The sequence below is a fragment of the Stappia sp. TSB10P1A genome (genome assembly GCF_900185725.1).
In the GTDB taxonomy this organism is placed as follows: Bacteria; Pseudomonadota; Alphaproteobacteria; order Rhizobiales; family Stappiaceae; genus Stappia.
Genome location: NZ_FYAU01000035.1, coordinates 217,011 through 229,441 on the forward strand (window position 1 = coordinate 217,011; position 12,431 = coordinate 229,441).

Annotated in this window: 11 protein-coding genes; 8 read left to right on the forward strand and 3 right to left on the reverse strand. The window is 66.8% G+C overall.

Annotation, left to right across the window (positions count from 1 at the left end):
• Positions 1 to 256: 256 nt before the first annotated feature.
• From cysS to pssA, 8 genes are all read left to right on the forward strand, one after another.
• The gene (cysS, locus tag TSB10P1A_RS18295; RefSeq protein WP_186389373.1) at positions 257 to 1,702 is read left to right on the forward strand and encodes a cysteine--tRNA ligase; all 1,446 of its coding nucleotides are present in this window, start codon (positions 257 to 259) and stop codon (positions 1,700 to 1,702) included.
• A gap of 106 nt (positions 1,703 to 1,808) precedes the next feature.
• Positions 1,809 to 2,351 (forward strand): GFA family protein, encoded by a 543-nt coding sequence (locus TSB10P1A_RS18300; RefSeq protein ID WP_371515142.1) that lies wholly within the window; start codon positions 1,809 to 1,811, stop codon positions 2,349 to 2,351.
• Positions 2,352 to 2,417: 66 nt separating this feature from the next.
• Positions 2,418 to 4,010 (forward strand): citramalate synthase, encoded by a 1,593-nt coding sequence (gene cimA, locus TSB10P1A_RS18305; protein WP_186389375.1) that lies wholly within the window; start codon positions 2,418 to 2,420, stop codon positions 4,008 to 4,010.
• A gap of 34 nt (positions 4,011 to 4,044) precedes the next feature.
• Positions 4,045 to 4,974 carry an EamA family transporter RarD gene (gene rarD, locus TSB10P1A_RS18310; protein ID WP_186389376.1) on the forward strand — a complete coding sequence of 310 codons (930 nt, stop codon included), beginning with the start codon at positions 4,045 to 4,047 and terminating at the stop codon, positions 4,972 to 4,974.
• Between the two features lie 83 nt (positions 4,975 to 5,057).
• Positions 5,058 to 5,465, forward strand: a complete 408-nt coding sequence (locus TSB10P1A_RS18315; RefSeq protein WP_186389377.1) for a helix-turn-helix transcriptional regulator — start codon at positions 5,058 to 5,060, stop codon at positions 5,463 to 5,465.
• Positions 5,462 to 7,411, forward strand: a complete 1,950-nt coding sequence (locus TSB10P1A_RS18320; protein WP_186389378.1) for an ABC transporter ATP-binding protein/permease — start codon at positions 5,462 to 5,464, stop codon at positions 7,409 to 7,411. The genes TSB10P1A_RS18315 and TSB10P1A_RS18320 overlap by 4 nt, the downstream gene beginning before the upstream one ends.
• 150 nt (positions 7,412 to 7,561) lie before the next feature.
• Positions 7,562 to 8,263 (forward strand): phosphatidylserine decarboxylase, encoded by a 702-nt coding sequence (locus tag TSB10P1A_RS18325; RefSeq protein WP_186389379.1) that lies wholly within the window; start codon positions 7,562 to 7,564, stop codon positions 8,261 to 8,263.
• Positions 8,264 to 8,277: 14 nt separating this feature from the next.
• The gene (gene pssA / locus TSB10P1A_RS18330; protein ID WP_186389380.1) at positions 8,278 to 9,177 is read left to right on the forward strand and encodes a CDP-diacylglycerol--serine O-phosphatidyltransferase; all 900 of its coding nucleotides are present in this window, start codon (positions 8,278 to 8,280) and stop codon (positions 9,175 to 9,177) included.
• Between the two features lie 126 nt (positions 9,178 to 9,303).
• Here the strand turns inward: pssA and TSB10P1A_RS18335 are convergent, their stop codons facing one another.
• From TSB10P1A_RS18335 to TSB10P1A_RS18345, 3 genes are all read right to left on the reverse strand, one after another.
• On the reverse strand, positions 9,304 to 10,047 hold the full coding sequence (locus tag TSB10P1A_RS18335) for an SDR family NAD(P)-dependent oxidoreductase (protein ID WP_186389381.1): 744 nt from the start codon (positions 10,045 to 10,047) through the stop codon (positions 9,304 to 9,306).
• A gap of 10 nt (positions 10,048 to 10,057) precedes the next feature.
• Positions 10,058 to 11,578 carry an amidophosphoribosyltransferase gene (purF, locus tag TSB10P1A_RS18340; protein ID WP_186389382.1) on the reverse strand — a complete coding sequence of 507 codons (1,521 nt, stop codon included), beginning with the start codon at positions 11,576 to 11,578 and terminating at the stop codon, positions 10,058 to 10,060.
• A gap of 145 nt (positions 11,579 to 11,723) precedes the next feature.
• The gene (locus tag TSB10P1A_RS18345; RefSeq protein WP_186389383.1) at positions 11,724 to 12,365 is read right to left on the reverse strand and encodes a CvpA family protein; all 642 of its coding nucleotides are present in this window, start codon (positions 12,363 to 12,365) and stop codon (positions 11,724 to 11,726) included.
• Between the last annotated feature and the right edge of the window lie 66 nt (positions 12,366 to 12,431).

Here is a 12,431-nt window from a genome sequence, read left to right on the forward strand (position 1 = left end):
GTGTGATGCAGGACACGCGGCGAACGCCAGTAAAAAGCCCTGCCGGGGCGCGCGAAGACGTCTATTGCCGCTTGACCGGGCAGGGCAAACCGGTCAGAACACTTGCCATGCACACGGCCCATCGGAAGATCATTTCGATTCTCATTATTTGCAGCTAGCGACAAAGCTGGCTGTGGCCGTTCCCCTCATGCGCGAAGCTCTCCGACAAGGGAGATGAGACGGACGCCCCGGCCAGCCGGCCAGGAGACGACCGATCATGCTGTCCGCTCATCGATTGAAACTGACCAACACGCTGACCCGGGCGAAGGAGGACTTCGAGCCGGAGGACGCCGGGAACGTGCGCATGTATGTGTGCGGGCCGACGGTCTACGACTACGCCCATATCGGCAACGCCCGGCCCGTCGTGGTGTTCGACGTGCTGTTCCGCCTGCTGCGGCATCTCTATGGAGACGCCCATGTCACCTATGTGCGCAACATCACCGACGTGGACGACAAGATCAACGCGCGGGCGCTGCGCGACTATCCCGAGCTGCCGCTGAACGAGGCCATCGCGCGGGTGACGCGCAAGACCGCCGACCAGTTCCATGCCGACGTGAAGGCGCTTGGCTGCCTTCCGCCCAGCCACGAGCCGCGCGCCACCGCCCATATCGGCGGGATGATCGAGATGATCGGCACGCTGATCGCCAAGGGCCATGCCTACGAGGCGGAAGGCGAGGTGCTGTTCGATACCGGCTCGATGCCGGCCTATGGCGAACTCTCCAAGCGCAATCTGGAGGACCAGAAGGCGGGCGCGCGGATCGCGGTCGACGCCCACAAGAAGAACCCCGGCGACTTCGTGTTGTGGAAGCTCTCGTCCGACGAGGAGCCGGGCTGGGAAAGCCCGTGGGGGCGCGGGCGCCCCGGCTGGCATATCGAGTGCTCGGTGATGAGCGCCCATCACCTGGGCCCTGTCTTCGACATCCATGGCGGCGGGCTCGATCTGATCTTCCCGCATCACGAGAACGAGATCGCCCAGTCCTGCTGCGCCCATGGCACCAAGCTGATGGCGCGCTACTGGCTGCATAACGGCTTCCTGCAGGTGGAAGGCGAGAAGATGTCGAAATCGCTCGGCAACTTCATCACCCTGCACGACCTGCTGCAGACGGAGAAGGTGGGCGGGCGCACCTGGCCGGGCATGGCGATCCGCCTGGTGCTGTTGATGACCCAGTACCGCCAGCCGCTCGACTTCACCGAGAAAGCTCTGGAGGAGGCGGAAGGGCTGCTGCAGCGTTGGGACGAGCTGATCACCCGTGCCGGCGTGCAGCCGGCAGCGGAGGCGCGGCCGCCGGAGGCGCTGATCGAGGCGCTGTGCGACGATCTCAACACGCCGCGCGCGATCGCCGCCCTGCATGGGCTTGCCCGTGAGGCACGCGGCGGGGATGCGGCCGCCGCTCAGGCGCTTGCCGATGCGCTCGGTTTTCTCGGCTTCGACCTTGCCGAAATCCGTGCGGCGGTGGAAGCGGCGCAGGAAGCGGCGGCTGATCCGGACCTGGTGGCGAAGGTGGACGCGCGCATCGCCGAGCGGCTCGCCTTTATCGAGGCGAAGGACTGGGGTGAGGCCGACCGCATTCGCGCGGAGCTGGCCGATGCCGGCGTCCTGCTGAAGGACGGCAAGGACCCGGCGACCGGCAAGCGCGTGACGACCTGGGAACTGGCGCAATGATCGTGGCATCTCGCTCAAGATTCGCCGAAAAGTCTCATGCTGGACCCACGCGCCAGTCTCCCCCCTTGAGGGGGAGATGCCGGCGGAGCCGAAGAGGAGACAGCAGATGAATGACGCTGTGGTTCATACCGGCGGATGCCAGTGCGGGGCGATCCGCTTTCGGGTCGAGGGCGCGCTGGGCACGGCCTCTGTCTGCCATTGCCGAATGTGCCAGAAGGCGTTCGGCGGCTTCTACGCGCCCCTGGTCGCGATCGAGCGGCCGCAACTGACATGGACGCGGGGGGAGCCGGCGCATTTCCGCTCCTCCAACCATGTGACGCGCGGCTTCTGCCCGTCCTGCGGGACGCCGCTCACCTATGAGGAGCCGGACGACAAGCTGGCGCTGGCCATCGGCGCCTTCGATCATCCGGAGGAGATCGTCCCGACGATCCAGTTCGGCGTCGAGGCGAAGCTGCCTTACGTCGATACGGTTTCGGCGCTGCCGCGGCGCGATACGCTCGACGACCTGGAGGCGGCCTCCTTCCTCGCCTCGATCCGCTCCAACCAGCATCCCGACCATGAGACCGAAAGCTGGCCGCCCGCCGAGTGGCCGCAGGACGCCTGGTCGAACGCTCCCTCTCACCTGCCACGCAACCCCGGGAAAGCCTGACCGGCCAGGTGCCGGCCCCCATCCACGAAGACCGGCCGCAAAGGCCGGCGACCCAAGGACCAGACCATGACCCGCGAACGCCTCTACCTGTTCGACACGACGCTGCGCGACGGAGCGCAGACGGCCGGCATCGACTTCTCGGTGGAGGAGAAGATCGTGATTGCCGAACTGCTGGACCGGCTGGGCGTCGACTATGTGGAAGGCGGCTATCCGGGCGCCAATCCGACCGACACGGCCTTCTTCGAGGTCAAGCGCACCGCGGGTGCGACCTTCACCGCCTTCGGCATGACCAAGCGGGCAGGGCGCTCGGCCGCCAACGATCCGGGGCTGCAGATGCTGCTCGGCTCGGCGGCAGAGGCGGTGTGCCTCGTTGCCAAGAGCTGGGACTATCATGTGCGCGTGGCGCTGGGCTGCAGCAACGAAGAGAATCTCGCCTCGATCCGTGAGAGCGTGCAGGCGGTGGCCGCGAGCGGCCGCGAGGCGATGATCGACTGCGAGCATTTCTTCGACGGCTACAAGGCCAATCCCGACTATGCGCTGGCCTGTGCGAAGACCGCCTATGAGGCCGGCGCGCGCTGGGTGGTGCTGTGCGACACCAATGGCGGAACGCTGCCACAGGAGGTCATGGAGATCGTCGCGGCGGTTGCCAAGCATGTGCCCGGCGCGCATCTGGGCATCCACGCTCATGACGACACGGGGCATGCGGTCGCCAATTCGCTGGCGGCTGTCGCGGCCGGCGTGCGCCAGATCCAGGGAACGCTCAACGGCATCGGCGAGCGCTGCGGCAATGCCAACCTGATCACCCTGGTGCCGACCCTGATGCTGAAGGCGCCCTATCGGGAGACGTTCGAGCTCGGGGTCAGCCAGGGGGCGCTGGCCGAGATCACGGCGATTTCGCGCGCCTTCGACGAGATCATCAACCGCTCCCCCGACCGGCACGCCCCTTACGTCGGCGAGAGTGCCTTTGCCACCAAGGCCGGCATTCATGCCTCGGCGATCCTGAAGGAGCCGGAGACCTATGAGCATGTGCCGCCGGAAAGCGTCGGCAACCGGCGCCGGGTGCTGGTCTCCGACCAGGCCGGCAAGTCGAACCTGATCGGCGAACTCGCGCGGCTCGGCATCGCCGTCGACAAGGCCGACCCGCGGCTCGATGCGCTGCTGGCCGACGTCAAGGAGCGCGAGGCGCAGGGCTATGCCTATGAAGCGGCGGATGCCTCGTTCGAGCTGCTGGCGCGCCGGCGGCTCGGCGAGGTGCCGCGCTATTTCGACGTGCTGTCGTTCCGGGTGATGGTGGAGCGGCGCTTCAATGCCATCGGCGAACTCGTCACCGTTTCCGAGGCGGTGGTGAAGATCGACATCGACGGCGAGGTGCACATGTCGGTGGGCGAGGGCAACGGCCCGGTCAACGCGCTCGACACGGCCCTGCGCAAGGATCTCGGCCGCTACCAGTCGGTCGTCGATGAGATGGAACTGACCGACTTCAAGGTGCGTATCCTCAATGGCGGCACGGATGCGGTGACACGCGTGCTGATCGAGAGCCACAACAGGAAGACGCACAAACGCTGGTTCACGATCGGCGTTTCGGGCAATATCGTCGATGCGTCGTTCCAGGCGCTTATCGATTCCCACACCTACACGCTGCTGAAGGCCGGGCTCTGACGGGCAGCCTCGCAGCCCAGCGGACCACGCGATCATGACCTCCCAACCGACAGCCGCGGCGGCCGATGCCGAGCGGCGCCTCGGGCTTGCCTTCGCCCTCTCTGCGTTCCTGCTGTGGGGCTTCCTGCCGGCCTATTACAAGTGGACGGCGGCGATCCCGGCGGATCTGGTGGTCGCCCACCGGATCCTGTGGTCGGTGCTGTTCCTGGCGATCTTCCTGGGGCTGCGCGGGCGGCTCGGCGAGGTCGGGGCGATCCTGCGCGACCCGGCGACCCTGTCGAAGCTGGCCTTGTCCGCCTCGGTGATCTCGATCAACTGGCTGGTGTTCATCTGGGCGGTGGAGCGCGGCCGCATCCTGGAAGTGAGCTTCGGCTATTTCGCCAATCCGCTGGTCTCGGTCGCTCTCGGCCTGATCGTGCTGAAGGAGACGCTGAGCCGCTGGCAGTCGATCGCCATCGCGCTTGCCGTCGTCGCGGTGGCGGTGCAGGCGGTGGCGCTGGGCGGATTTCCCTGGGTGTCGATGGCGCTGGCCTTTTCCTTCGGCGCCTATGGCTATCTGCGCAAGACGGTGGCGGTCGGCGCCTCGCCGGGGCTGATGGTCGAGGCGATCGTGCTGGCGCCACTGGCCTTCGCCTATCTGGTCTATGCGGGCATTGCCGGGGGCGGGGCGGCGATGGCCGACGTGCTGCCGGTGGACCGGCCGGGCCTGTTCCTGCTGCTGATCGGCACGGGCGTGGTGACGGCGGTGCCGCTGGCGCTGTTTGCCGCCGGCGCAAGGCGGCTGTCGCTGACGGCCGTCGGGCTGATGCAGTACATCGCCCCCAGCATCCAGTTCGTTCTGGCGATCTATGTGTATGGCGAGGAGGTCGAGCCGGTCAGGCTTGCGACCTTCGCCCTGATCTGGGTGTCGCTGGCGATCTTCACCACCGACACCATCCTGCGGCACGAGCGCTCGCGCGGGTAGACAAAAGCCCTGTTGCCGCTTGCCGGGGGCGGCGGGGAGAGCTAGAACCCATTCATCGGTAAATAACGATGAATGGGCATCCCATGCAAAGCCGCGCCGCCGCCAAGCTCCGCAACGGGCCGGCACGCTATCCCGCCGCCGCCGTCGAGAGCGAGCGTCTCGCCCGCATCTTCAAGGCCCTGGCGCATCCGGTGCGGGTGGAGATCGTCTCCTCGCTCGCCGCCTGCTCCGGCGCCTTTTGCGGCGACATCGTGCGCGGCCTGCCGCTGGCGCAGTCGACCGTCTCGCAGCATCTCGCCATCCTGCGCGAGGCGGAGCTGATCGAGGCGGAAGAAAACGGCCGCTGCTGCCACTACCGTCTGACCGCCGGCGCCCGTGCGCTGGTGGAGGGCGCGGTGGCCGGGCTCTTCGCCGCCGCCTGCTGCGGCGAGCCGGAAGAGGCGGGCGGCCGCGCCGCACGCATGGGAGCCTGTCGAAAGGACACGGAATGACCAGCCGCCGCTCCGGCGTTTCCGGCCCCGCCCCGCGCATATCGGCGGACGAGGTCTCCACCTTCCGCACCCTCGGCCAGCTCTGGCCCTATATCTGGCCCTCCGACCGTCCCGACCTGAAGGCGCGGGTCGCCCTGGCCGTGCTGGCGCTGGTGGTGGCGAAGATCGTCACGGTGCTCTCGCCCTATTTCTTCAAATGGGCGACCGATGCGCTCACCCTGCAGCAGGGCGATACGTCGGCAGCCGGCGGCACGCTCGGCCTCGATGTGCTGCCGGCCTGGTTGGTGGCGCCGGTGATGCTGGTGATCGCCTACAATGTCGCGCGGGTGCTGTTCGTCGGCTTCAACCAGCTTCGCGACGCGCTGTTCGCCCGTGTCGGCCAGCACGCGGTGCGGCAGCTCGCGTTCCTGACCTTCCGCCACCTGCATGCGCTGTCGCTGCGCTTTCATCTCGCCCGGCGCACCGGCGGCCTGTCGCGGGTGATCGAGCGCGGCGTCAAGGGTATCGAGAACATCGTTCGCTTCACCATCCTCAACGGCATCCCCACCGTGATGGAATTCGGCGTGATGGCGGCGGTGATCTGGTACCAGTTCGGCTGGATCTACGTCGCCGTCGTCGCGGTGATGATCGTCGCCTACACCTGGTTCACGGTGCATACCTCGAACTGGCGCATCGCCATCCGCCGGGAGATGAACGACAACGACACCGAGGCGAATTCCAAGGCGATCGACAGCCTGCTGAATTTCGAGACGGTGAAGTATTTCGGCAACGAGCAGATGGAGGCGGAACGCTTCGACCGGTCGATGGCCGGCTACGAGCGGGCGGCGACCCGGACCTGGACCTCGCTGGCCTGGCTCAACTTCGGCCAGGCGGTGATCCTCGGCGTCGCCACCGCGATCTGCATGGTGATGTCGGCGCGGGCGGTGATGGCCGGCACGCAGACGCTGGGCGACTTCGTGATGATCAACGCGCTGCTGCTGCAACTGTCGATCCCGCTCAACTTCATCGGGTTTCTCTATCGCGAGATCCGCCAGGGCCTTGCCGACCTGGAATCGATGTTTCAACTGCTCGGTCAGCCGGCGGAGATCACCGACCGTCCGGGCGCAGCGCCGCTCGCTGTCGCGGGTGGCACCGTGCGCTTCGAGGATGTGACCTTCCACTACGATGCCAACCGGCCGATCCTGAAGGGCATCAGCTTCGAGGTTCCGGCCGGGCGGACGGTCGCCATCGTCGGGCCCTCGGGGGCCGGCAAGTCGACCATCTCGCGGCTGCTGTTCCGCTTCTACGACGTCAGTGGCGGGCGCATCACCATCGACGGACAGGACGTGCGGGACGTGACGCAGGAGAGCCTGCGCCGGGCAACCGGCATGGTTCCGCAGGACACGGTGCTGTTCAACGACACGATCGCCTACAATATCCGCTACGGCCGGCCCGGGGCGAGTGAGGCGGACATACGCGAGGCGGCCCGCATGGCGCAGATCGCGGGCTTCATCGAGGCATTGCCGGACGGCTATCGCACGGAGGTGGGCGAACGCGGGCTCAAGCTCTCGGGCGGCGAGAAGCAGCGCGTGGCGATCGCCCGCACGATCCTGAAGGCGCCGCCGATCCTGATCCTCGACGAGGCGACCTCTGCGCTCGATACGCACACGGAACGGGAAATCCAGGCCGCGCTCGACCAGGTCTCGCGCAACCGCACGACCCTGGTGATCGCGCATCGGCTGTCGACCGTGGTCAATGCCGATGAGATCCTGGTGCTGGAAAAGGGGCGGATCGTCGAGCGCGGACGGCATCAGGATCTCCTGGCCAGGGAGGGTCTCTATGCCTCCATGTGGGCGCGTCAGCAGGAGGCGAGCGAGGCGGAGGAGCGGCTGCGGGCGGTAACCGCCGACAGCGACGGCTTCGTCGTCCGGGGCGCGCGCGCCGGCGAGGACGTGCTGGCGGAATAGGGCCGGCGGAATAGGGGGAGAAGGGCGCCTCAATGAGGCGTTGACGCCGGCATGGATTGATTTTCCGGCCCGCTCCGGTGCACAAGGGGCGGGTTCGCCCTGTCTGCGGGACACGCCTTCCGCGACGGGCCGCCACAAACGGAACCGCTCATGTCGCTGACCGATACGATCACCAAGACCTTCGTCCCCATCCACCGTGAGGGCTGGCCCTTCGTTGCCGGAGCCGGCGCGGCGACGCTGATCATCGGCTGGTTTTCCTCTCCGGTGTTCTGGATCGGCCTGATCCTGACCGCCTGGGTCGCCTATTTCTTCCGCGATCCGCAGCGGGTGACGCCGATCGACGACGACATCGTCGTCTCGCCCGCCGATGGAGTGGTCTGCCAGGTGGGGCAGGCGGTGCCGCCGCCGGAACTGGATCTCGGCAGCGCGCCGATGATGCGCGTCTGCATCTTCATGAATGTCTTCAACTGCCACGTGAACCGTGCCCCCTATGGTGGCCGCATCACCCGCGTCGCCTATCGTGCCGGCAGCTTCCTCAATGCCGAATCCGACAAGGCGAGCGAGGAGAACGAACGCAACGGCCTGGTCATCGAGAGCGGCGAGACCCGGATCGGCGTGGTGCAGATCGCTGGCCTCGTGGCACGGCGCATCGTCTGCTTCGTGCGCGAGGGCGAGAACATCGGCGCAGGTGAGCGGTTTGGACTGATCCGTTTCGGCTCGCGTCTCGATGTCTACCTGCCGGACAACGCCGGCGTGAAGGTGGCCGTCGGCCAGACCATGGTGGGCGGCGAGACCGTTGTTGCGGAACTTGGCGCCGAGACGCGCGGCACCGTCCTGACCCGCGTCAGTTGAGCGAGCAGTCGCAGATGACAGGTCCCTTCGCCCCTTACGATCCCGGTCCGACACGCCGCCGGCGTGGCCGTGCCCCGCGGTTCCGCCGGGTGCCGCTGCGCCTGATCCTGCCCAACCTGGTGACCCTGCTCGCCCTGTGTTCCGGCCTCACCGCCATCCGCATGGCGCTGGAGGAGCGCTGGGACTATGCCATCGGCGCCATCGTCATCGCCGCGGTGCTGGATGCGCTGGACGGACGGGTGGCACGGCTGCTCAAGGGCACGTCGAAGTTCGGCGCCGAGCTCGATTCGCTTGCCGATTTCGTCAATTTCGGCGTCGCTCCGGCCCTGATCCTCTATTCGTGGCTGCTGCAGGAGGTGAGTTCGATCGGTTGGATTGCGGCGCTGATCTTCTCGATCTCCGCCGCCCTGCGGTTGGCGCGCTTCAACGTGTCGATCGACGATCCGAACAAGCCTGCCTGGGCAGTGAATTTCTTCACCGGCGTGCCGGCGCCGGCCGGCGCCTTGAGCGTGCTGTTCCCCGTCTATCTCGAATTCGTCGGCATCCTGCCGCATTGGCCGGAACTGGCACCGGCGGTGGCGCTCTATGTGGTGGCGATCGCGCTGCTGATGGTCAGCAGACTGCCGACCTTCTCCGGCAAGAAGCTGGGCACCCGCGTGCGCCGCGATCTGGTGCTGCCGCTTTTTGTGGCCGCCGTGTTCCTGGTGGCCCTTCTGGTGAGCTATCCGTTCGAGATGCTGGCCCTGGGGGCGGCGGCCTATCTGGTGTCGATCCCCTTCGCCTGGCACTGGTATCAGCGCTATCGCAAGGCGGAGCCTGTCGTGGAGGGCGCTGCCGGAGCGGACAAGGGCGATGATGACGAGGAGACCGACCTCGATCATCTCGGCGAGAGCGACAAGGACGACGCGCCGTAAGCCGGGACTTGCGAAGGTAAGCCACCGGAACGGAAAAGCCCTGCGCCAGACGCAGGGCTTTTCGATTCAGGTCGGAGACCTTGTCAGTCTTGACAGTTTTCCAGGGTTGAGGGCTGTCGGCTCACGTTACGAGGCGACTTGAACAAAGTCCCGCAACTGCCTGGACGGAAAATCGAACAGCTTACCGTTGGCGGTGTTGTCCGGTGCCACGAAATCGAGCAGCGCCGGGGCAAGCTCCGAAGGATGCGGCAGGGTCTGCGGATCCTCGCCCGGCATCGCCTCGGCCCGCATGGCGGTGCGCACGGGACCGGGATTGACCAGCATGCCGGTGATCGGCGTCTGGGCGGTCTCGGCGACATAGGTGCGCACCAGCGCTTCCAGGGCGGCCTTGGAGACGGAATAGGGCCCCCAATAGGCCTTGCACTTGTGGGCGGCGCCGGAAGACAGGAACAGCACGCGCCCGGCATCCGACTGGCGCAGCAAGGGGTCGAACGAGCGGAGCAGCCGCCAGTTGGCGGTGACGTTGATCGCCATCACCTTGTCCCAGATGCGCGGGGTGACGTGGCCGAGCGGCGACAGGCCGCCAAGGATGCCGGCATTGCCGATGAGGACGTCGAGCTTGCCCCAGCGTTCGTGGATGGCCGCGCCGAGCCGGTCGAGGGCGTCGTAGTCGGTCAGATCGACCGGCACCAGCGTCGCCTGGCCGCCGGTGGAGCGGATCTCGTCATCGAGTTCCTCAAGGCCGCCGACCGTGCGGGCGAGCGCGATCACATGCGCTCCCTCGGCGGCGAGCGCCTTGGCGGTGAAATAGCCGATGCCGCGCGAGGCGCCGGTGACGACGGCAACCCGTCCCTCGAAGCGTTTGGTCATGTGCTGCCTGTCATCCTACTTCGACGAGGCGAGGCATGTGGGTGAGATCCCCGTCCTGCGCCATGTCGGTGAGTGGCGTCGGATAATCGCCGGTGAAGCAATGGTCGGTGAACTGCGGCGCCTCGTTGTTGCGCCCCTCATAGCCGATCGCCTTGTAGATGCCGTCGACGGAGAGGAAGGCGAGCGTGTCGGCGCCGATATAGTTGCGCATCTCGTCGAGGCTGTATTTCGCCGCCAGCAGCTTTTCGCGCACCGGCGTGTCGATGCCGTAATAGTCGGAGAAGCGGATCGGCGGCGAGGCGAGACGGAAGTGCACCTCGCGGGCGCCGGCGTCGCGGATCATCTGCACGATCTTCAGCGAGGTGGTGCCGCGCACCAGGCTGTCGTCGACCAGCACGACGCGCTTGCCCTCGATCTGGGCGCGGTTGGCGGAGTGCTTCAGCTTGACGCCAAGGGTGCGGATCTGCTGGGTCGGCTCGATGAAGGTGCGGCCCACATAGTGGTTGCGGATGATGCCGAGTTCGAAGGGAATGCCGGACGCATCGGCGAAGCCGAGCGCCGCCGGAACGCCCGAATCCGGAATGGGGACGATGACGTCCGCCTCGACCGCGGTTTCCAGGGCGAGCTGACGGCCGAACTCCTTGCGCACATCGTAGACGCTGCGCCCGCCGAGGATCGAATCTGGGCGCGAGAAATAGATGTACTCGAAGATGCAGGGGCGGGCCGGGCGGCGTCCGAAGGGGAAGAAGCTCTCGATGCCGCCGGGAGTGCAGACGATCACCTCGCCGTTCTCGACCTCGCGGATGAACTTGGCGCCGATGATGTCGAGCGCGCAGGTCTCCGAGGCGAAGATCGGCGCGCCGTTGAGGTCGCCGAGCACGAGCGGGCGGATGCCGAACGGGTCGCGGGCGGCGATCAGCTTCTTGCGGGTCAGCGCGACCAGCGAGAAGGCGCCTTCCATCTGCATGATGGCATCGATGAAGCGGTCGACGATCTTGTCCTTGCGCGAGCGGGCGACGAGCTGCAGCACGACTTCCGAATCGGAGGTCGACTGGCAGATCGCGCCGTCCTTGATGAGCTTGCGCCGGAGCGTCATCGCATTGGTGAAGTGGCCGTTGTGGCAGACGGCGATGCCGCCCCCGTCAAGTTCGGCGAAGAGCGGCTGGACGTTGCGCAGGATGGTCTCGCCGGAGGTCGAGTAGCGCACATGGCCGATCGCGTAGGGACCCGTCAGGCGACGGATCGTTTCGGCATCGGAGAAGTGGTCGCCAACGAGGCCGAGATGACGCTCGGAGCGGAACTGGTTGCCGTCGAAGGTGACGATGCCGGCAGCTTCCTGGCCGCGGTGCTGCAGGGCGTGCAGGCCGAGCGCGGTGATCGCGGCGGCATCGTCATGGCCGAGAATGCCGAACACGCCGCATTCCTCGTGAAGGCGGTCGCCTTCGATCTCCTCGCGCCAGAAATCCCTGGCGGTGTCGCGGTTAGGGCTTGCAGCGTGATCGGGGGCGGTCTGATTATCGGCGTAGGCCATGGCCTTGGCTCCTGGTTGCCCGTGCGCTGCGGGGCGGTTGCGCAACGGGCCTTCAAAACGCGCCAGGGACGGCACCGGCTTGCGGTCCGTCCGTGGCACAGGGAAACTCGGTCATATGGTGCGATCCGTTTTGAGCGGATGCGCCTTAGTTGGTGGACGAACCCGAGGTCGTCAACTGCTCGATGCTGCGGCGCTCGCTGTCGGTATAGCCCTGATCCTCGGTCGCAGGCGCGTCGGCCGGCGGGGCGTCCTGCGGGCCGGCCGGGGCGGTTTCGGGCCGGTTGCGGATGCGGTTGAGGATGGTGTTCTCGGGGCTCTCCGGCAGGGCGTTGACGAGCCGGGTGCCGATCGTGTCGAGCACCGGCTTCGACTTGGCCGTGGCGATCCAGGCCGGCTGGTCCTGCGGCACGAACCAGTTGAAGAACATCATCGCGACGACGACCAGCAGCAGCCCGCGCAGCGCGCCGAAGACGAAGCCGAGCGTGCGGTCGAGCGCGCCGATGCGGCTGTCCAGCACGAAGTCGGAAATGCGCATCGTGATGTAGCTGACAATGATCAGCGTCAGCAGGAACACGGCGGCGGCGGCGACGCCGAGCGCGACATTGTCGTTGTTGATGTACTGGCGCACGAAGGGAACGACGTGCCCGTGCAAGTAGAAGGCGGCAACGGCCGCCGCGATCCACGAGGCGATGGACAGGACCTCGCGGACGAAGCCGCGGATCATGGCCAGAATGGCCGACAGGAACATGATGACGAGAAGGATTCCGTCGAGAAGCGTGATCGGCATCGCTCGGCCTGGTCCCTGATCGCGTCGCTAGACGCCCTGTCGACCCAGTTCTCCGCGTGGGTCGGC

What these genes read in the sequence shown, in the direction of transcription:
- rarD (WP_186389376.1), top strand. Translation starts at nt 4,045, where the DNA reads ATGACCTCCCAACCGACAGCCGCGGCGGCCGATGCCGAGCGGCGCCTC.
- TSB10P1A_RS18320 (WP_186389378.1), top strand. Translation starts at nt 5,462, where the DNA reads ATGACCAGCCGCCGCTCCGGCGTTTCCGGCCCCGCCCCGCGCATATCG.
- TSB10P1A_RS18300 (WP_371515142.1), top strand. Translation starts at nt 1,809, where the DNA reads ATGAATGACGCTGTGGTTCATACCGGCGGATGCCAGTGCGGGGCGATC.
- TSB10P1A_RS18325 (WP_186389379.1), top strand. Translation starts at nt 7,562, where the DNA reads ATGTCGCTGACCGATACGATCACCAAGACCTTCGTCCCCATCCACCGT.
- cimA (WP_186389375.1), top strand. Translation starts at nt 2,418, where the DNA reads ATGACCCGCGAACGCCTCTACCTGTTCGACACGACGCTGCGCGACGGA.
- cysS (WP_186389373.1), top strand. Translation starts at nt 257, where the DNA reads ATGCTGTCCGCTCATCGATTGAAACTGACCAACACGCTGACCCGGGCG.
- purF (WP_186389382.1), bottom strand. Translation starts at nt 11,578, where the DNA reads ATGGCCTACGCCGATAATCAGACCGCCCCCGATCACGCTGCAAGCCCT.
- TSB10P1A_RS18315 (WP_186389377.1), top strand. Translation starts at nt 5,058, where the DNA reads ATGCAAAGCCGCGCCGCCGCCAAGCTCCGCAACGGGCCGGCACGCTAT.
- TSB10P1A_RS18345 (WP_186389383.1), bottom strand. Translation starts at nt 12,365, where the DNA reads ATGCCGATCACGCTTCTCGACGGAATCCTTCTCGTCATCATGTTCCTG.
- TSB10P1A_RS18335 (WP_186389381.1), bottom strand. Translation starts at nt 10,047, where the DNA reads ATGACCAAACGCTTCGAGGGACGGGTTGCCGTCGTCACCGGCGCCTCG.
- pssA (WP_186389380.1), top strand. Translation starts at nt 8,278, where the DNA reads ATGACAGGTCCCTTCGCCCCTTACGATCCCGGTCCGACACGCCGCCGG.